A 19,086-nucleotide genomic window follows, 5' to 3' on the forward strand; every position below is an offset into this window, starting at 1 on the left:
GTGGTCCAGGCCATGATGACCCGGTGAGCGAACCCGTACTGGACCCCGCCGACGCCGACCTGGACGAGGTCGCGGCCCGGCACCGCTGGGAGGAGCTGGCCGGCGAGATCCGCGACCACCAGTTCGCCTACTACGTGCGCGACGCACCCTCGGTCAGCGACGGCGAGTACGACCGGCTGCTGCGCCGCCTCGAGGCGCTCGAGGACCGCTACGCCGCACTCGGGCTGCGCACGCCGGACTCCCCGACGCAGCGGGTCGGCGGCACGTTCTCCACCGAGTTCGCCGCCGTCGAGCACGTGGAGCGGATGCTCTCCCTGGACAACGCGTTCTCCGCGGACGACCTGGGGACCTGGTACGAGCGGCTGCGGCGCGACCTCGACGGCGCCTCGGCCGGGATGCACCTGCTGTGCGAGCTGAAGATCGACGGGCTCGCGGTCGCCCTGCTGTACGAGAACGGCCGCCTGGTGCGTGCCGCGACCCGCGGCGACGGCCGGACCGGCGAGGACGTCACCCTCAACGTCCGGACGATCGAGGGGATCCCGCACCGGCTCGCCGGGGACGACCACCCCCAGCTCATCGAGGTCCGCGGCGAGGTGTTCCTGCCCGTGGAGGGGTTCCGTGCGGTGAACGAGGCGCAGGTGGCCGCCGGCAAGCCGCCGTTCGCCAACCCGCGCAACACGGCCGCCGGGTCGCTGCGGCAGAAGGACCCCCGGGTCACCGCCAGCCGCCCGCTGCGGATGTACTGCCACGGCATCGGCGCCCTGCGGTGGGCCGGCCGCGGGGACGTCGTCGACCGGCAGTCGCAGGCCTACGGCCTCATGGCCGGGTGGGGGCTGCCGGTCTCCGGTCACAGCCGCGTGGTCGACGACCTCGCCGAGGTGCAGGCGATGATCGACCACTACGGGGAGCACCGGCACGACGTCGAGCACGAGATCGACGGCATCGTCGTCAAGGTCGACGAGGTGGCGCTGCAGCGACGGCTGGGGGCGACGAGCCGGGCCCCGCGGTGGGCCATCGCGTTCAAGTACCCGCCGGAGGAGGTCAACACCAGGCTCCTGGACATCCAGGTCAACGTGGGGCGCACGGGCCGGGTGACCCCGTTCGGCGTCATGGTGCCCGCGCAGGTCGCGGGGTCGACGGTGTCCATGGCGACGCTGCACAACGCGAGCGAGGTCCGGCGCAAGGGCGTGCTCATCGGCGACACGGTGGTCCTGCGCAAGGCCGGTGACGTCATCCCGGAGATCGTCGGGCCGGTGGTCGAGCTGCGGGACGGCACGGAGCGCGAGTTCGTCATGCCGGACCGCTGCCCCTCGTGCGGCACGCCGCTGGCGCCGGCGAAGGAGGGCGACGCCGACATCCGCTGCCCCAACAGCCGGTCCTGCCCGTCCCAGCTGCGCGAGCGGCTGTTCCACGTCGCCTCGCGCGGCGCGTTCGACATCGAGGCGCTCGGCTTCGAGGCGGCGTCGAGCCTGCTGGACGCCGGCGTCGTCCGGGACGAGGGGGACCTGTTCGCGCTCGACGCCGACGCGCTGCGCCGGGTCCCGCAGTTCGTGCTGTCCACCCGGTCCAAGGTGAAGGGCCGCGCGCGCGAGGCGGGCGACCTCAACGCGGTCGGCGAGAGCCTGCTCGCCAACCTCGAGCAGGCCAAGGACACCGCGCTGTGGCGGGTGCTGGTCGCGCTGTCGATCCGCCACGTCGGCCCCACCGCGGCACGCGCGCTGGCGCAGGAGTTCGGCTCCATGGAGGCCATCGAGCAGGCGGCACGCGAGGGCGAGGGGGAGCGGCTGGCGTCCGTGCCGGGCGTCGGCCCCACGATCGCCGCGGCGGTGCGCGCCTGGTTCGAGCAGCCGGGGGAGGACGACAGGTGGCACGCCGAGATGGTCCGCAAGTGGACCGCGGCGGGGGTGCGCATGGCCGACGTCCGCGACGAGTCCGTGCCGCGGACGCTGGAGGGCGTCACGGTCGTGGTGACCGGGTCGCTCGAGGGCTGGTCCCGCGACGGTGCCCGGGAGGCGATCCTCGCCCGCGGCGGCAAGGCGGCAGGCAGCGTGTCCAAGAAGACCGACTTCGTCGTCGTCGGGGAGAACGCCGGCACCAAGGAGGCACGGGCGCGCGAGCTCGGGGTCCCGATCCTCGACGAGGCCGGGTTCGCGCTGCTGCTCGACCAGGGCCCCGCGGCGGTCCGGGCCACCGGGTCCGGCGCCGAGGCGGGCGTCGACGCCGACGAGGAGGCCGTCGTGCCCGCCGTCACCGGGGCGGACGACGGCGCTGCCGGGGCGGAGCCGTCGGGCGACGGCGCGTCCTGAGGGCGCCTCGGTCGCGCGTCCGGGGGGACCGGTAGGACGATGGGCGGACGACCGAGGGAGACCAGCGATGCCGGACCTGATGATCCGCGTGGCCACGGACGACGACGTGGCGGCGGCCGGTGCGCTCACCGCGCAGGCGTACCACACCGACGGCCTGGTGACCGACGGCGACGACTACGTCGACGAGCTCATGGACGCCGTCCGACGGGCCCGGGAGGCGAGCCTGCTGGTGGCGCTCACCCCGACCGACGGCTCCGAGGACGTCGGCGGCGAGGACGAGGACGTCCCGGCCCTGGTCGGGACCCTGACGATCGCCCCGGCCGGCACGTCGTACGCCGAGATCGCCGAGCCGGGGGAGGTCGAGCTGCGGATGCTCGCCGTCGCCCCGTGGGCCCGCCGGCGGGGGATCGCGGAGGCGCTGGTGCGGGCTGCGATGCGCGAGGCGGTGACGCTGCGCGCCCGGCGCGTGGTGCTGTCCACGCTGGAGCAGATGTCCGCGGCGCACCGGCTCTACGACCGGCTGTGCTTCACCCGCGTCCCGGACCGGGACTGGCACCACGAGGACGTCTCCCTGCGCGTCTACACGTGGGACGTGCCACCGGGACCGGGCGCCCGGGCGGAGGTGGCGGTGTGGCGGCCGCGCGAGGTGCACGACGTCGACGGCTGGCGGGTCGGCCTGTCCGGCGGGTTCACCCGGCGCGCCAACAGCGTCCTGGCGCTCGCCGAGCCGAGGGACGTCGAGGCCGCGGTCGGCGAGGTCGAGCGGATCTACGCCCGGGCGGGTCAGCCGGCGGTGTTCCGGGTGTGCGCCCAGAGCGAGCCGTGGGACCTCGACGACGTGCTCGCGACCCGCGGGTACCGCCAGGTCGCCCCGACCCTCGTCATGGTCCGCTCCGGGCTGGACCAGGTCGCGGCACCGTTCGACTCCGCGGGGCTCGAGGTGGGCGTGAGCGAGACGCCCGACGAGGCGTGGCTCTCGCGCTGGCTCGACGTCAAGTCCAGCGCCCCGGTCGACCACGGGGTCGCCGCCGCGCTGGTCACCGGCTCACCGGCGCTGTACCTCACGGCCCGGGACGGCTACGGGCCGGTCGCGGTCATCCGGGCCGCGCTGGTCGAGGACTGGGTGGCGCTGTCGTGCCTGGCGGTCGACTCGCGGTCCCGGCGGCGGGGGATCGGCCGCGCGCTGACGCGCGCCGCGCTGCACGAGGCGGTCCGGCGCGGCGCCCGGCAGGCGTTCCTGCAGGTGGAGGAGTCCAACCAGGTCGCCATCGAGATGTACGCCGACCTCGGCTTCACCCCGGCGGAGCGCTACCACTACCGCCAGCGCTGACCGCTCGGGCCGAGGAGGGTCGGCCCCCGCGGGTCAGCCCGCGCGGGTCAGCCCCCTCCGGTCAGCCCAGCGAGGCGTCGATCGCGGCCGAGGACAGCACGTGCTCGGCGGCCATCGCACTCGCGCCGAGCACCCCGGCCCGGCCCTTGGTCCGGGTGGTGACGATCCGCAGGTGCTGCGTCGCGAGCGGCAGCGACCGCCGGTAGACCACCTCGCGGATGCCGGCGAGCAGGTGCTCACCCGCCTCGGCCACCACGCCCCCGACGACGATCAGCGACGGGTTCAGCAGGCTGACGCAGGCCGCCAGCACACCGCCGATGTCCCGGCCCGCCTCGCGCACCGCGCGGCTCGCGGCGAGGTTGCCCGCGCGCACGAGCGCGACGACCTCGCTGCTGGACGCGACCTCCAGGCCCTCCGACCGCAGGGCGGTGGCGATCGCCGAGCCGCTCGCCACCGCCTCCAGGCACCCGGTGTTGCCGCACCGGCACGGCAGGTCCCGGCCGCCCGGGACCGCGATGTGGCCGAGGTCGCCCGCCGCCCCCTGCGCCCCGCGGCGGATCTGGCCGTCGCTGATGATCCCGGCGCCGATGCCGGTGGCGACCTTGATGAACAGCAGGTGGTCGACCTCCGGGTAGGTCGACGCGTGCTCGCCCAGGGCCATGACGTTGACGTCGTTGTCGACCAGCACCGGGACCCCGAGCAGCCGCCCGAGGTGACCGGGCACGTCGGCGTCGTCCCAGCCCGGCATGATCGGCGGGTTCGTGGGGCGGCCGGTGCCGTGGTCGACCGGGCCGGGAAGCCCCACCCCGACGCTGACGAGGTCGGTCGGCTCCCGGCCGGCCTCGCGCACCAGCTCCGTGCCGACGCGGGCCACGCGGTCCAGCACGACGTCGGGCCCCTCGGCGATCGCCAGCGGCTGGTGGTGCTCCACGAGCACCTGCCCGGCGAGGTCCGTGACGGCCAGCCGCGCGTGCGTCGCCCCGAGGTCGACCGCGAGCACCGCGCGGGCCCGGGGGTTGAAGGCGAACGTGACCGGCGGACGCCCGCCGGTCGAGGCCGCCTCCCCGGCGGGCGCCACGAGCCCGGAGGAGAGCAGCAGGTCGACGCGCGCCGCGACAGTGGACCGGGCCTGCCCGGTGACCGCAGCCAGGTCGGCCCGGGTGCGCGGGCGACCGTCCCGGAGGAGCTGGAAGAGCTCACCCGCGCCCGTGGGTCGGGGGACGCCGCGGGTCAGCTCCTCGGTCATGCGGTCAGTCAAGCACCTGGACTTGCTGCGGTCACGTTCACGTAACGTCGCGATTCAGCAGCAACTTTTGATTGACCGTCGGCAGAACTCCTGTCAGTGTTCCGGCATGGTCACCGTGGACCCCCAGCCGCCGGTCGAGCCCTCCACCGACGCGGCGCCGCTGCTGCAGATGCGCGGCATCGTCAAGCACTTCTCCGGCGTGCGAGCCCTGGACGGCGTGGACCTCGACGTCCGCCCCGGCGAGGTGCACTGCCTGCTCGGCCAGAACGGCGCGGGGAAGTCCACCCTCATCAAGGTCCTCGCCGGCGCCCACCGGCCCGACGCCGGCACGGTGGAGTGGAACGGCCGGACCGCGAACCTGTCGAACCCCGTCGCCGCCCTGGCGACCGGCATCGCCACGATGTACCAGGAGCTCGACGTCGTCGACGGGCTCACCATCGCGGAGAACGTGTACCTCGGTCACGAGCTGGCGGCCGGCGGCCTCACGCGGCGCCGGGCGGCCCACACCCGCACCCGCGAGCTGCTCGCCCGGCTCGGCCACGACGAGCTGCCCCCGCACCGCGAGGTGGGGAACCTGTCGGCCGCCGGCAAGCAGGTGGTGAGCATGGCGCGCGCGCTGTCCCACGACGCCCGCCTGATCATCATGGACGAGCCGTCCGCGGTCCTGGACTCGGAGGAGGTCGCCAACCTCTTCCGGGTCGTGCGCCAGCTCACCGCCGCCGGCGTCGCGGTGCTGTACATCTCCCACCGGCTGGAGGAGATCCGGCAGATCGGCGACCGCATCACGGTCCTCAAGGACGGCAGGACCGTCGCCACGGGCCTGCCGGTGGCGACGACGTCGACGCCGGACCTGATCCGGCTGATGACCGGCCGGACGGTCGAGCAGGTGTTCCCGCCCCGCCGGACCGTCGCGGCCGACGCCCAGCCGCTGCTGCACGTCGAGGGCCTGGGCCTGCGCGGGGTGTTCGCGGACGTGTCGCTGACCGTCCGTGCCGGCGAGGTCGTCGGTCTGGCCGGGCTGGTCGGCTCCGGCCGCTCGGAGATCCTGGAGACGATCTACGGAGCCCGCCGCGCCACCGCCGGCCGGGTCGAGGTCGCCGGCACGCCGCTGCGGCCGGGGTCGGTGACCGCCGCCGTGCAGGCCGGCATCGGCCTGGCGCCGGAGGAGCGCAAGAGCCAGGGCCTGCTGCTCGACGAGCCCGTCTACCGCAACGTGACCCTGTCGACCTTCGGCCGCTTCGCCAAGGGACCCATGCTGGACGAGCGCGCCGAGCGGTCCGTCGCCCGGGACCAGCTGGAGGCCCTGGAGCTGCGGCCCGCCGACCCCGAGCGCTCCGCCCGGACGCTGTCGGGCGGCAACCAGCAGAAGCTCATGCTCGCGCGCTGGCTCGTGCACGGCTGCCGTGTGCTGCTGCTGGACGAGCCGACCCGCGGCGTGGACGTCGGCGCGCGCGCGGAGATCTACGGGCTCATCCACGCCCTCGCCGAGGCCGGCAACGCCGTCGTCGTCGTCTCCAGCGAGATCGACGAGGTCCTCGGCCTCGCCGACCGCGTCCTCGTCATCGCGGAGGGCCGCGTCCTGCACAGCGGTCCCGCGGACCAGATCGACGAGCACCGCGTGCTCGACCTCGTCATGGAAGGAAGTGCCGCGTGAGCGACCAACTGCCCCCCTCGCTGGCCGCGGCCGGCAGCGTCCCGCCGGACCCCGACCACCCCACCCCGCTCGCCCGCACGGCCGCGACCTCGCACGGCGGCGTCGCGACACCGTCCGACCAGGCGCGCAGCCGGCTGGGGGGCGGCGCCGGCCGCAACGTGGGTCTGGTGATCGCGCTCGTCGTCCTGTGCGTCGTGGGCGTGGCCACCGCGGGCGAGCGCTTCGCCAGCCTCGACAACGCCATGACCATCCTGCGCCTGGCCGCCGTCTACGGCGTGGTGGCCATCGGCATGACGTTCGTCATCACCGGCGGCGGCATCGACCTGTCGGTCGGGTCGGTGATCGGCCTGTCCTCGGTGTGGGCCAGCACCCTGGCCACCCAGACCATGGCCGAGGACACCCACTGGATCGTCATGGTGTTCACCGCCCTGGCGGTGGGGACGGTCTGCGGGGTGGTCAACGGCGTGCTGATCGCCTACGGCAAGGTGGTCGCCTTCATCGCGACGCTGGCGATGATGGTCGGCGCCCGGGGCCTGGCCGAGATCATCGCCAACCGGCGGACGCAGCTGGTGGAGGTGGACGCGTTCCTGGACGCCTTCCGCACGGAGATCCTCGGGATCTCGGTGTCCGTGTGGATCTTCGCGCTGGTCGCGGTCGCGGGCTGGGTCCTGCTCAACCGCACCACGTTCGGGCGCCGCACGGTCGCCGTCGGCGGCAACCCCGAGGCGGCCCGGCTCGCGGGCATCCGGGTGAAGCGCCACACCATGTACCTGTACGCGCTGTCCGGTCTTGCGGCCGGGATCGGCGGGCTCATGATGCTCGTGCGCACCACGTCCGGGGCCTCCACCCACGGCCAGCTCTACGAGCTCGACGCCATCGCCGCCGTCGTGGTCGGCGGGACGCTGCTCGCCGGCGGGCGGGGCACGATCGTCGGCACCGTCTTCGGCGTCCTGATCTTCTCCACGCTGACCAACGTCTTCGTCCAGAACGACCTGTCGACCTCGGCCCAGTCGGTGGCCAAGGGCCTGATCATCGTCGTCGCCGTCCTGCTGCAGCAGCAGTTCGCGGCCCGGTCCCGCCGGACCTGACCTCGCTCCCGCGGCGCCGCCGCGCCGCGCACCCGTCCCACGTCACAGCCCCACCGAGCCCACGCTCGCCGTCAAGGAGGATCCCCATGTCCGCACGCACCACGATGAGCCGTCGCCGGTGGATGACCGCCGGCCTCGCCGTCGGCGCCCTGCTGGTCGCCGGCTGCACGTCCAACACCCCCGAGCCCGAGGCCGACGCCCCGCAGGACGCCGGTGAGCAGATCGCCGTCGGCGCCAACGACGAGCCCGGCGACGAGGTCGTCATCGGGTTCTCGGCCCCCGCCGCCGACCACGGCTGGATGGGCGCGATCACGGCCGCCGCCCGCGCCGAGGCGGAGAAGTACGAGGACGTCGACCTGCGTGTCGCCGAGGGCACCAACGACGTGAACCTGCAGATCTCCCAGGTCGAGCAGTTCATCAACGACGGCGTCGACGCCATCGTGCTGCTGCCGTTCGACGGCGCCGCGCTGACCGAGGTCGCCACCCAGGCCATGGAGGCCGGGATCACCGTGGTGAACGTCGACCGCGAGTTCTCCAGCCCGTTCGCGGCGCGCACCACGATCCTCGGCGACAACTACGGCATGGGCGTCTCGGCCGGCACCTACATCTGCGAGCAGCTGGGCGACAACCCCGACGCCGTCGTCGCCGAGATCGCCGGCATCGACTCCCTGCCCCTGACGCAGGACCGCAGCCAGGGCTTCGCCGACGCGCTCGACGACTGCGGGCTCGAGGTCAGCAACCGCGTCGCCGCCGACTTCACCGTGCAGGGCGGCCAGCAGGCGGCCGCCAACCTGCTGCAGGCGGCGCCGAAGATCGACGCGCTGTGGAACCACGACGACGACCAGGGCGTCGGCGTCATGGCGGCCATCGAGGAGGCCGGCCGGGACGAGTTCCTCATGGTCGGCGGCGCCGGCTCGAAGAACGTCATGGAGGACATCCAGGCCGGTGACTCCGTGCTCAAGGCCACGGTCGTCTACCCGTCCACGCAGGCCGCGGACGGCGTCCGCCTGGCCCGCCTGCTCGTGCAGCAGAAGGCCCTCGGCGACCTGGTCGAGGTCGAGGTGCCCCGCACCATCCAGCTGTACGCCCCCGTCGTCACCGCGGACAACGTCGAGCAGTACCTGCCGACCGCGTTCGAGTCCTGACCCGCGGACCGGACGCACCGTGGACGGGACAGGGATGGACGGGGCAGGGGGCACCGGTCTCGGTGTCGGGATGGTCGGCTACGCCTTCATGGGGGCCGCCCACTCCCAGGCGTGGCGCGTGGCGCCGCGGTTCTTCGACCTGCCGCTGCAGCCGCGGATGACGGTCGTCGCCGGGCGCACCGCGGCGGGTGTCGAGGCCGCGGCGCGCAAGCTCGGCTGGGAGCACACGGAGACGGACTGGCGCAAGCTGCTGGTGCGCGACGACGTGCAGCTCATCGACATCTGCACGCCGGGCAGCACGCACGCCGAGATCGCGATCGCGGCGCTCGAGGCCGGCAAGCACGTGCTGTGCGAGAAGCCGCTGGCGAACACGGTGGCGGAGGCGGAGGCGATGGTCGCCGCCGCCGACGCCGCCGCGGCGTCCGGCGTGCGGGCGATGGTCGGGTTCACCTACCGCCGCGTCCCGGCGATCGCGCTCGCCCGCGAGCTGGTCGCCGAGGGGCGCATCGGGACGGTCCGGCACGTGCGTGCGCAGTACCTGCAGGACTGGATCGCCGACGAGGAGGCGCCGCTGTCCTGGCGGCTGGACAAGGCGCAGGCCGGGTCCGGCGCCCTGGGGGACATCGGCGCCCACGTCGTCGACCTCGCCCAGCACGTCACCGGCGAGCTGCTCACCGGGGTGAGCGGTGTCCTGGAGACGTTCGTGCACGAGCGCCCCGTGGCCGGCGAGTTCGCCGGGCTGCACGGCACCGCCGGCGCCGGACGCGGACCCGTCACGGTGGACGACGCCGCGATCTTCACCGGTCGCCTCAGCGGCGGCGGGCTCGCGACGTTCGAGGCGACCCGGTTCGCCTGGGGGCGCAAGAACGCCATCCGCCTGGAGATCAACGGCTCGCGCGGGTCGCTGGCCTTCGACTTCGAGGACATGAACGTGCTGCACCTGTACGACGCGACGGAGGACGCCCGGGTCGCCGGGTTCCGTCGCATCGTGGTCACCGAGCCGGAGCACCCCTACGTCGGCGCGTGGTGGCCGGCCGGGCACGGGCTCGGCTACGAGCACGGCTTCGTCCACCAGGTCGTCGACCTGGTGGAGGCCCTGGCGGCCGGGCGCCAGCCCGATCCGTCGTTCGCGGACGGGCTGCAGGTCCAGCGCGTGCTGGCCGCCGTCGAGCGCAGCGCCGCGGACAGCAGCACCTGGACACCCGTCGAGACGGGCGTGGACCGGCACGTCGAGAGGAACGGACGCTGACATGGCACGACCGATCACCCTGTTCACGGGCCAGTGGGCCGACCTGCCGTTCGAGGAGGTGGCGCGGCTCGCCTCCGAGTGGGGCTACGACGGCCTGGAGGTGGCGTGCTGGGGCGACCACCTGGACGTCTGGCGCGGCGCCGAGGACGACGCCTACATCAAGGGCCGCCTGGACATCCTCGAGAAGTACGACCTGCAGCTGTTCGCGATCTCCAACCACCTCAAGGGCCAGGCCGTCTGCGACGACCCGATCGACGCCCGGCACCGCGACATCCTCCCGGACCGGGTCTGGGGCGACGGCGAGCCCGAGGGCGTCCGGCAGCGGGCCGCGGAGGAGATGAAGCTGACCGCCCGCACCGCGGCGCGGCTCGGGGTCAAGACCGTCGTCGGGTTCACCGGGTCGTCGATCTGGAAGTACGTCGCGATGTTCCCGCCGGCGTCGGCCGAGATGGTGGACGCCGGGTTCCGCGACTTCGCCGACCGGTGGAACCCGATCCTCGACGTGTTCGACGAGGTCGGCGTCCGGTTCGCGAACGAGGTCCACCCCAGCGAGATCGCCTACGACTACTGGACGACCGTCCGGGCGATGGAGGCGATCGGGCACCGCGAGGCGTTCGGCCTGGACTGGGACCCCAGCCACTTCGTGTGGCAGGACCTGGACCCGGTCGGCTTCCTGTGGGACTTCCGCGACCGGATCTACCACGTGGACTGCAAGGACGCGAAGCGCCGGGTGGGCAACGGCCGCAACGGCCGGCTCGGGTCCCACCTGCCGTGGGGCGACCCGCGGCGCGGCTGGGACTTCGTGTCCACCGGCCACGGCGACGTGCCGTGGGAGGACTGCTTCCGGATGCTCAACACGATCGGGTACGACGGGCCGATCTCCGTGGAGTGGGAGGACGCCGGCATGGACCGCCTGGTCGGCGCCCCCGACGCCCTGGCTTTCGTGCGGCGACTCGCCTTCGACCCGCCGGCGGCGTCCTTCGACGCCGCGTTCAGCACCCGCTGACGCCTGCGCCGCGCGCCGCGGGGCGCCGACCATGTCGACCATGGCGGCGCGCCGCGGCGCGTGGGCCCGCAGGGGGCCGCGCCTGCCCACCGACGGTCACGCGCGGGGCACGACCGTGACGCGACACCGCAGTCGCGCACGTCGAAGGAGGAGCAGTGAACCGACTCACGTCCACAGGTCGTCGCGTCGTCCGCACCGGCCTGGTCGCCGGTGCCGCCGTCGCCCTGGCCGGCACCGGCCTGCTCGCCGGTCCGGCGAGCGCCCACCCCGGCCACGACCGGGGGCCGCACGGCGACGACTGCGCCGGCCGCGTCCCGGTCGGGAAGATCTCCATCCAGATGTTCAGCTACTTCGGCTGGACGAACCAGGTCGGCATCGAGCCGGTGCTGGCCGAGCTCGAGGAGATCGGCTACCGCAACATCGAGCCGTTCGCGTTCGGCCCGACCGGGTGGGGCGGGCTGTCCGGCGAGGAGCTGCGCGACCTCGCGCGGTCGCACGGGCTCAAGGTCCCCAGCTCGCACGGGGGCACGGACGAGGCCACGTTCGACGCCTCGCTGGCGTACGCGAAGGACGTCGGGCAGCGGTACGTGGGGTCGGGCGGGTTCGCCCTGGGCGGCATCCGGGCCGGCATGACCTACGACGAGGTCGTCGCGGTCGCGCAGTCCCTGGACCGGCTCGGCGAGCGCTCGGTGCGCAACGGCACCGGCAAGGTGTTCGGCCACAACCACCAGCAGGAGTTCCTCACCACCGTCGTCGACCCCGCGACGGGGGAGACGAAGACCGCCTGGGAGGTGATCGCCGAGCACACCGACCCCCGGTACGTCACGTTCCAGCTCGACGTCTTCTGGGCCGCGGACGCCGGCGTCGACGTCGTCGACCTGCTCGAGCGGTACGGCCGGCGCATCGAGCTGCTGCACATCAAGGACGGCTTCCTCAACGGGCCCGGCGTCGAGGGCGCCAGCCGCGGGACGCCCACCGACGTCGGCGAGGGCGAGCTCGACTGGGAGCCGATCCTGGCGGCCGCCAAGGGCTACGTGAAGCTGTACGTCGTCGAGCGCGACGGCGCGCCGGCGACCGCCGAGTTCGCGCGGGACAGCTTCCGGTTCCTCACCTGCTCGGACTGACCGCCCGCTGGGGCACACCTGCGCGACCGGACGCCCCCGCCGTGCCTCCCGAGGTGCGGCGGGGGCGTCCCCACGCCGGGGCGCCCGTCGTGCACGACCCCGCACCCGCGTGCGCGCCCGTGCACCCCCCGTGCACCCCTGTGGACGGGAGCCGATACTGACCCGATGATCTCCCTCAGCCTCGCCCTGGAGCTCCGCGACGCCGGCGTCGTGTGGCACCCGCGCACGGGCGACCAGTTCGCGATCCTCCAGCCGGAGATGACCGGCGACGTCTTCACGATCAGCGACATGATGATCGAGGCGCACGAGTTCTCCACCGGCACCGTCCTGGGCTTCAACGGGACCACGGAGTGGGCCCTGGACTCGGTCGCGCAGGACGACGCGCTGTGGCTGCCGCGGGAGGACCAGCTCCGCGAGCTGCTCCGCGGCACGTTCGTCGCGCTGCAGGCCGACCCGTCCGGCGGGTTCGTCGTCCTGGCCCGGCCCCCCGGCGTGGACGACGCCGTCGCGTCCCGGGACGACTCGGCGGCGGACGCGTACGCGCGCGCGGTCCTCGCGCTCGTCGGGCTCGCCCTGGACCGGCCCGCCACCTGACCGGCGCCCGGCGTCACGTGACCGGTCACGGCCCGTCACCTGGCGGTCACACGGGCGCCACTAGACTCGCCCGCATGTCCACCATCTCCCGTGACGAGGTCGCGCGCGTGGCCGGGCTGGCCCGCATCGACCTCACGCCCGCCGAGCTGGACCGCCTCGCCGGCGAGCTCGACCACATCGTGGACGCCGTCGCACGCGTCAGCGAGGTCGCCACCCCCGACGTGCCGGCCACCAGCCACCCCCTGCCGATGACGAACGTGTTCCGCGAGGACGTCCCCGAGCCGACGCTCGACGTGGACGAGATCCTCGCCGGCGCCCCCGCCGCGGAGCAGGGCCGGTTCCTCGTCCCGCAGATCCTGGAGGAGGACTGATGACCGACCTGACCCGGCTGTCCGCAGCCGACCTGGCCGGCCGGCTCGCCACCGGCGAGGTGTCGAGCGTCGAGGCCACCCAGGCGCACCTGGACCGGATCGCCGCCGTCGAGCCCGCGGTCCACGCGTTCCTGCACGTCAACGGCGAGGACGCGCTCGCGACGGCCCGCGACGTGGACGCCCGCCGGGCCGCGGGCGAGGACCTGCACGTGCTGGCCGGCGTGCCGATCGCGGTCAAGGACATCGTCGTCACGCGCGGCATGCCGACCACCGCCGGCTCGCGGATCCTCGAGGGGTGGGTCCCGCCGTACGACGCGACCATCACCACCCGCCTGCGCGAGGCAGGCCTGCCGATCCTCGGCAAGACCAACATGGACGAGTTCGCCATGGGGTCCAGCACGGAGCACTCGGCCTACGGCAACACCCACAACCCGTGGGACCTCGACCGGATCCCCGGCGGGTCCGGCGGCGGGTCGGCCGCGGCGGTCGCCGCCTACGAGGCGCCGCTGGCGATCGGCACCGACACCGGCGGCTCCATCCGCCAGCCCGGCGCCGTCACCGGCACCGTCGGGGTCAAGCCGACCTACGGCGGCGTCTCGCGCTACGGGCTGATCGCGCTCGCGTCCAGCCTCGACCAGGCCGGCCCGGTGACCCGCACGGTGCTGGACTCGGCGCTGCTGCACGAGCTCATCGGCGGGCACGACCCGCGCGACTCCACCTCCATCCCCGAGCCGCTGCCGGCCCTGGTCGACGCCGCCCGCCGCGGCGCGACCGGCGACCTGAGCGGCGTCCGGGTGGGCGTCGTCACCGAGCTGGGCGGCGAGGGCTACCAGGCCGGCGTCCGCGCCCGCTTCGAGGAGTCGCTGGAGCTGCTGCGCGGGGCCGGGGCCGAGATCGTCGAGGTCTCCTGCCCGCACTTCACCTACGCGCTCGGCGCGTACTACCTGATCCTGCCGAGCGAGGCGTCCAGCAACCTGGCGAAGTTCGACGGCATGCGCTTCGGCCTGCGCGTGGAGCCCACCGAGGGTCCGGTCACCGCGGAGCGCGTCATGGGCGCCACCCGCGGCGCCGGGTTCGGCGACGAGGTCAAGCGCCGCATCATCCTGGGAACCTACGCGCTGTCCGCCGGGTACTACGACGCGTACTACGGCAGCGCGCAGAAGGTCCGCACCCTCATCCAGCGCGACTTCGCCGCCGCGTTCGAGCGGGCCGACGTGCTCGTCTCGCCGACGGCGCCGACCACCGCGTTCCGCCTGGGGGAGAAGCTCGACGACCCGCTGGCGATGTACCTCAACGACGTCGCGACCATCCCGGCGAACCTCGCCGGCGTCCCGGGCATGTCCGTGCCGAACGGCCTGTCCGACGACGGCCTGCCCGTGGGCCTGCAGATCCTCGCCCCGGCCAAGGCCGACGACCGGCTGTACCGGGTCGGCGCCGCGCTGGAGTCCCTGCTCGAGAACACCTGGGGTGCGCCGCTGCTGTCGCGCGCGCCGGAGCTGGAGGTCGTCACGTGAGCACCGTGAGCACCACTGCCGTCGAGCTCGTCGACTACGACGAGGCGATCGACCGCTTCGACCCGGTGATCGGCATCGAGGTGCACGTCGAGCTCGGCACCCGCACCAAGATGTTCGACCCCGCCCCGCAGACGTTCGGCGCCGAGCCGAACACCGCGGTGTCCCCGGTGTCCCTCGGGCTGCCCGGGGCGCTACCGGTCGTCAACGGCACCGCGGTGGAGTACGCGATCCGGATCGGGCTCGCGCTGAACTGCCAGATCGCCGAGCGCTGCCGGTTCGCGCGGAAGAACTACTTCTACCCCGACGTCCCGAAGAACTTCCAGACGTCGCAGTACGACGAGCCGATCGCCTTCGAGGGGTACCTGGACGTCGAGCTGGAGGACGGCACGGTCTTCCGGGTCGAGATCGAGCGCGCCCACATGGAGGAGGACGCGGGCAAGAACACCCACGTCGGCGGCTCCACCGGGCGGATCCACGGCGCGGAGTACTCCCTGGTCGACTACAACCGCGCCGGCATCCCCCTCGTGGAGATCGTCACCAAGCCGATCACCGGCGCGGGCGCCCGCGCCCCGGAGGTCGCCCGCGCGTACGTGCAGGCGCTGCGGGACATCTTCCGCACCCTGGGTGTCTCCGAGGCGCGGATGGAGCGCGGCAACGTCCGGGCGGACGTCAACCTCTCGCTCCGGCCGACCCCGGAGTCCCCGCTGGGCACACGGACGGAGACCAAGAACGTCAACTCTTTCCGCTCGGTCGAGCGGGCCGTGCGCTACGAGGTCTCCCGGCAGGCCGCGATCCTCGCCGCCGGCGGGACGGTCGTGCAGGAGACCCGGCACTGGCACGAGGACACCGGCGTCACGACCCCGGGCCGCGTGAAGTCCGACGCCGAGGACTACCGCTACTTCCCCGAGCCGGACCTCGTCCCGGTCGCGCCCTCCCGCGAGTGGGTCGAGAAGATCCGCGCGTCGCTGCCCGAGCTGCCCGGCGCCCGCCGCCGCCGGCTCACCGACGAGTGGGGCTACGCCGAGCCCGAGATGCGCGACGTGCTCAACGCCGGCGCGCTCGACCTCATCGAGGCGACCGTCGCCGCGGGCGCGAGCCCGGCGGCCGCGCGCAAGTGGTGGATGGGCGAGCTCGCCCGCACCGCCAAGCAGCGCGAGGTCGAGCTCGCGGAGCTGCCGGTCACCCCGGCGCAGGTCGGCGAGCTGCAGGCGCTCGTCGACTCCGGCCGGATCAACGACAAGCTGGCCCGCCAGGTGCTCGACGGCGTCCTCGCCGGCGAGGGGTCGCCGGAGGAGGTCCTCGTGGCGCGCGGGCTGGGGGTCGTGTCGGACGACGGCGCCCTGCTCGCGGCGATCGACGAGGTCCTGGCTGCCCAGCCGGACGTCGCCGACCGCATCCGCGGCGGGCGCGTGCAGGCCGTGGGCGCGATCGTCGGCGGCGTCATGAAGGCGACCCGCGGGCAGGCCGACGCGGGCCGCGTGCGTGAGCTCATCCTGTCCCGGCTCGGCGTCGAGGGCTGATGCCCGCGCGCCGGAGGGTGGCCGACAAGCCCACCCTGGAGGGTGAGCTCGTCCGGCTCCGCCCGCTCGCGGCCCGGGACGCCGACGGCATGTGGGAGATCGTCACGGACCCGCAGAGCCGCCGGGTCACCGGCACGACGGCGACCTTCACGCGCGCGCAGATCAACCGGTGGTGCGCGGAGGTCGCCGCCGCGGACGGCCGCATCGACTGGGCGGTGACGGCCGGCGGGTCGGACGACTACCTCGGCGAGATCGTGCTCAACGACATCGACGAGCAGAACGGCTCGGCGTCGCTGCGGCTGTCGATGCGTCCGGCGATGCGGGGGCGCGGGTACGGGACCGAGGCGATCGGGCTGGTGCTCGGGCTGGCGTTCGACGGGCTGGGGCTGCACCGCGTGGGCCTGGACGTGCTCGCCATCAACCCGCGTGCCCAGGCGCTGTACGAGGGCGTCGGCTTCCGGGTGGAGGGCCGGATGCGGGACGCCTACCGCGACGGCGACCGCTGGTCGGACGCCGTCGTCATGGGGATCCTCGAGGACGAGTTCCGCGGCGGCTCCGACCGCGGCTGACGGACCGGCGCGGGCAGCGTCGCCGGGCCCGGCCGGGCCGGGTTCGACCAGCCGGGGCCGGACCAGCCGGGCCGGGCGGGGCGGGCAGGGCGGGGCCGGGCGGAGGGCCGACCGGTGACGTCGGGCGAGTGTTCAACCCACGGTCACCTGCCGGTCGGCGGGAGGACACGGAGGGTTCCTACGGTCGCAGGCGTCGATCCCGCCCGCCCCCGTGTGGAAGGTCTCCCTGTGACCATCGCTCCCGATTCCCGTCGCCTCCTGCCCATGTTCGGGCACACCCGCGGCAAGCGCAGCGCCGTGACCTGCCACCTCAAGTGCGGCGACGCCTGCTCCCAGCCCGTGCCGAACACCAGCGAGAACGGCTACTTCGCCGAGATCGCCGGCGCCGCGCTGACGCGTCGCGCCGTCCTCGGCGGCGTCGGGCTGAGCGCGCTGGCCCTGCTCGTGAACCCGGCGACCTCGGCGCTCCCGGCGGCCGCGGCCGGCTCGCGGGCCGCCGCCGGCCAGGGCCTCGCGTTCGGCGTCATCCCGCCCGTGCCGACCACGGTCGACGCGATGACCGTCCCGGCCGGGTACCGGTGGGCACCGATCATCCGCTGGGGCGACCCGATCCTGCGCGGGGCACCGGAGTTCGACCCGGACAACCAGACGGCGCAGGCCCAGGCGGGCCAGTTCGGGTACAACAACGACTACCTGGACATCATCTCGATGAACCGGTCGCGCGGCGTCACCGGCGGCCCGCACCACACCGGCACCGCGCCGCGCACCCGCGACACCAAGGCGCTGCTCGTGTCGAACCACGAGTACACCAACGAGAACATCATGTTCCCGCCCTCGGCCGACCCGGCGACGATCTCCGAGCAGCGCCGCATCGCGATGGCCGCGCACGGCATGTCCGTGGTCGAGGTCCGCCGCCGGGGTGCCGGGCAGCCGTGGGAGTACCAGCGGCGCAGCGCGCACAACCGCCGGATCACCGTGTCGACGCCGTTCACGGTGGACGGCCCGGCGGCGGGCTCGGCACTCCTGCGCACGGTCGCGGACCCGTCCGGCACCGTCGTGCTCGGCACGCTCAACAACTGCGCCGGCGGCACGACGCCCTGGGGCACCGTGCTGTCCGGCGAGGAGAACTTCAACCAGTACTTCCGCACGACGGGCACCGGACGTGGCGACGCCCGCTACGGCCTGACGAACCGGCCGACCTCGCGCGGCTGGGAGCAGGAGGACCCCCGGTTCGACGCCACCAACCCCGGCTACGAGAACGAGCCGCACCGCTTCGGCTGGGTGGTCGAGCTCGACCCGTTCGAGCCCGACGCCCCGCCGGTCAAGCACACCGCGCTGGGCCGGTTCAAGCACGAGGCCGCCAACATCGTCGTCGCGCCGTCCGGTCACGTGGCGGCCTACTCGGGCGACGACGAGCGCTTCGACTACCTGTACAAGTTCGTGTCCGCCGACACCATCCGCACCGGGACGCGGCAGGCCGACCGCGCGCACAACAAGACGCTGCTCTCGAACGGCTCGCTGTACGTCGCGCGGTTCACCGGCGACTCCCCGGTCGCGGAGATCGACGGCACGGGCAAGCTGCCCTCCGACGGCGCCTTCGACGGCACCGGCGAGTGGGTCCCGCTGCTCGTCGACGGCCAGAGCCGGGTCGCCGGCTTCTCCGCCGCCGAGGTGGCGGTGTACACGCGCCTCGCCGCGGACACGGTCGGTGCGACGAAGATGGACCGTCCCGAGGACGTCGAGGCGAGCCCGGTGACCGGACGGGTGTACGTCGCGTGCACGAACAACACCAACCGCGGAGTCTCCGCGACGGTCGAGGGCGCGACCGAGCCCAACCCGCGCAACCGGAACCGCGACGGCCACGTGGTGGAGCTGCGCGAGACCGGCGACGACCCGACGGCGACCACCTTCACCTGGTCGCTGCTGCTGGTCTGCGGCGACCCGTCGAAGGACGCCTCGGCCTACTTCGCCGGCTTCCCGCGTGACCGGGTCTCGCCGATCGCCTGCCCGGACAACCTCGCCTTCGACGAGTCCGGCAACCTGTGGATCTCCACCGACGGCCAGCCCGGCACCATCGGGTACAACGACGCCCTGTTCCGCGTGCGGCTGGAGGGAGCGCAGCGCGGCCTGGTCGAGCAGTTCCTGGCCGTGCCGATCGACGCCGAGACCTGCGGTCCGGTGATCGACGAGGCCGAGTCCATGGTCTACGTCAACGTGCAGCACCCGGGGGAGGACGGCACCTGGGGCGCCCAGCGCTCGCACTTCCCCGACTACACGGACACCAACCGTCCCGGGCAGTTCGCCGGGCCGCGTCCGTCCGTCGTCCAGGTGTGGCGGGGCTGATCCCCGCCGGCGCCCGCTAGGCCGGCC

15 protein-coding genes are annotated in these 19,086 nt (G+C 73.9%); 14 read left to right on the forward strand and 1 reads right to left on the reverse strand.

Annotated features, from left to right (window positions below):
- Positions 1-23 precede the first annotated feature (23 nt).
- Positions 24-2,306, forward strand: coding sequence for an NAD-dependent DNA ligase LigA (gene ligA / locus CAE01nite_RS17065; protein ID WP_222595976.1), 2,283 nt, complete (start codon positions 24-26; stop codon positions 2,304-2,306).
- 67 nt (positions 2,307-2,373) lie between these two features.
- Positions 2,374-3,636 (forward strand): GNAT family N-acetyltransferase, encoded by a 1,263-nt coding sequence (locus CAE01nite_RS17070; protein WP_146906745.1) that lies wholly within the window; start codon positions 2,374-2,376, stop codon positions 3,634-3,636.
- A 61-nt stretch (positions 3,637-3,697) separates the two neighbouring features.
- On the opposite strand, the gene CAE01nite_RS17075 is transcribed toward CAE01nite_RS17070, so the two are convergent.
- Positions 3,698-4,882, reverse strand: a complete 1,185-nt coding sequence (locus CAE01nite_RS17075) for an ROK family transcriptional regulator (RefSeq protein ID WP_146906746.1) — start codon at positions 4,880-4,882, stop codon at positions 3,698-3,700.
- A gap of 169 nt (positions 4,883-5,051) precedes the next feature.
- Between CAE01nite_RS17075 and CAE01nite_RS17080 the strand changes: the two genes are divergently transcribed.
- The 12 genes from CAE01nite_RS17080 (at position 5,052) to CAE01nite_RS17135 (ending at position 19,059) form a co-directional block, all read left to right on the forward strand.
- A complete protein-coding gene (locus tag CAE01nite_RS17080; RefSeq protein ID WP_246131318.1) occupies positions 5,052-6,536 on the forward strand; it encodes a sugar ABC transporter ATP-binding protein in 1,485 nt (494 codons plus the stop codon).
- A complete protein-coding gene (locus CAE01nite_RS17085) occupies positions 6,533-7,624 on the forward strand; it encodes an ABC transporter permease (protein WP_146906747.1) in 1,092 nt (363 codons plus the stop codon). Before CAE01nite_RS17080 ends, CAE01nite_RS17085 begins: the two co-directional genes overlap by 4 nt.
- A gap of 86 nt (positions 7,625-7,710) precedes the next feature.
- Positions 7,711-8,769 carry a substrate-binding domain-containing protein gene (locus tag CAE01nite_RS17090; protein WP_146906748.1) on the forward strand — a complete coding sequence of 353 codons (1,059 nt, stop codon included), beginning with the start codon at positions 7,711-7,713 and terminating at the stop codon, positions 8,767-8,769.
- Positions 8,770-8,803: 34 nt separating this feature from the next.
- Positions 8,804-10,018: a Gfo/Idh/MocA family protein gene (locus CAE01nite_RS17095; protein ID WP_146906749.1), complete on the forward strand. Its 1,215-nt coding sequence runs from the start codon at positions 8,804-8,806 to the stop codon at positions 10,016-10,018.
- A gap of 1 nt (position 10,019) precedes the next feature.
- Positions 10,020-11,024 (forward strand): sugar phosphate isomerase/epimerase family protein, encoded by a 1,005-nt coding sequence (locus tag CAE01nite_RS17100; protein WP_146906750.1) that lies wholly within the window; start codon positions 10,020-10,022, stop codon positions 11,022-11,024.
- Positions 11,025-11,179: 155 nt separating this feature from the next.
- Entirely contained in the window at positions 11,180-12,148 is a 969-nt protein-coding gene (locus tag CAE01nite_RS17105) for a sugar phosphate isomerase/epimerase family protein (RefSeq protein ID WP_146906751.1), read from the forward strand.
- Positions 12,149-12,313: 165 nt separating this feature from the next.
- Positions 12,314-12,742 carry a pilus assembly protein CpaE gene (locus CAE01nite_RS17110; protein ID WP_146906752.1) on the forward strand — a complete coding sequence of 143 codons (429 nt, stop codon included), beginning with the start codon at positions 12,314-12,316 and terminating at the stop codon, positions 12,740-12,742.
- A 74-nt stretch (positions 12,743-12,816) separates the two neighbouring features.
- The gene (gene gatC / locus CAE01nite_RS17115) at positions 12,817-13,113 is read left to right on the forward strand and encodes an Asp-tRNA(Asn)/Glu-tRNA(Gln) amidotransferase subunit GatC (RefSeq protein ID WP_146906753.1); all 297 of its coding nucleotides are present in this window, start codon (positions 12,817-12,819) and stop codon (positions 13,111-13,113) included.
- Positions 13,113-14,627, forward strand: coding sequence for an Asp-tRNA(Asn)/Glu-tRNA(Gln) amidotransferase subunit GatA (gene gatA / locus CAE01nite_RS17120; RefSeq protein ID WP_146906754.1), 1,515 nt, complete (start codon positions 13,113-13,115; stop codon positions 14,625-14,627). The genes gatC and gatA overlap by 1 nt, the downstream gene beginning before the upstream one ends.
- Before the next feature lie 5 nt (positions 14,628-14,632).
- Positions 14,633-16,147 (forward strand): Asp-tRNA(Asn)/Glu-tRNA(Gln) amidotransferase subunit GatB, encoded by a 1,515-nt coding sequence (gene gatB, locus CAE01nite_RS17125; RefSeq protein WP_146906755.1) that lies wholly within the window; start codon positions 14,633-14,635, stop codon positions 16,145-16,147.
- On the forward strand, positions 16,147-16,716 hold the full coding sequence (locus CAE01nite_RS17130; protein WP_146906756.1) for a GNAT family N-acetyltransferase: 570 nt from the start codon (positions 16,147-16,149) through the stop codon (positions 16,714-16,716). Before gatB ends, CAE01nite_RS17130 begins: the two co-directional genes overlap by 1 nt.
- Before the next feature lie 264 nt (positions 16,717-16,980).
- Entirely contained in the window at positions 16,981-19,059 is a 2,079-nt protein-coding gene (locus CAE01nite_RS17135; RefSeq protein ID WP_146906834.1) for a PhoX family protein, read from the forward strand.
- Positions 19,060-19,086: the final 27 nt, after the last annotated feature.

The organism is Cellulomonas aerilata (genome assembly GCF_007991755.1).
GTDB classification, from domain to species: domain Bacteria; phylum Actinomycetota; class Actinomycetes; order Actinomycetales; family Cellulomonadaceae; genus Pengzhenrongella; species Pengzhenrongella aerilata.

Bases quoted from the DNA above. Each gene is read 5' to 3' on its own strand.
- CAE01nite_RS17095 (WP_146906749.1), top strand. From the start codon at position 8,804: ATGGACGGGGCAGGGGGCACCGGTCTCGGTGTCGGGATGGTCGGCTAC.
- CAE01nite_RS17100 (WP_146906750.1), top strand. From the start codon at position 10,020: ATGGCACGACCGATCACCCTGTTCACGGGCCAGTGGGCCGACCTGCCG.
- gatC (WP_146906753.1), top strand. From the start codon at position 12,817: ATGTCCACCATCTCCCGTGACGAGGTCGCGCGCGTGGCCGGGCTGGCC.
- CAE01nite_RS17080 (WP_246131318.1), top strand. From the start codon at position 5,052: ATGCGCGGCATCGTCAAGCACTTCTCCGGCGTGCGAGCCCTGGACGGC.
- CAE01nite_RS17075 (WP_146906746.1), bottom strand. From the start codon at position 4,882: ATGACCGAGGAGCTGACCCGCGGCGTCCCCCGACCCACGGGCGCGGGT.
- CAE01nite_RS17130 (WP_146906756.1), top strand. From the start codon at position 16,147: ATGCCCGCGCGCCGGAGGGTGGCCGACAAGCCCACCCTGGAGGGTGAG.
- CAE01nite_RS17110 (WP_146906752.1), top strand. From the start codon at position 12,314: ATGATCTCCCTCAGCCTCGCCCTGGAGCTCCGCGACGCCGGCGTCGTG.
- gatA (WP_146906754.1), top strand. From the start codon at position 13,113: ATGACCGACCTGACCCGGCTGTCCGCAGCCGACCTGGCCGGCCGGCTC.
- CAE01nite_RS17070 (WP_146906745.1), top strand. From the start codon at position 2,374: ATGCCGGACCTGATGATCCGCGTGGCCACGGACGACGACGTGGCGGCG.
- CAE01nite_RS17135 (WP_146906834.1), top strand. From the start codon at position 16,981: ATGTTCGGGCACACCCGCGGCAAGCGCAGCGCCGTGACCTGCCACCTC.
- CAE01nite_RS17090 (WP_146906748.1), top strand. From the start codon at position 7,711: ATGTCCGCACGCACCACGATGAGCCGTCGCCGGTGGATGACCGCCGGC.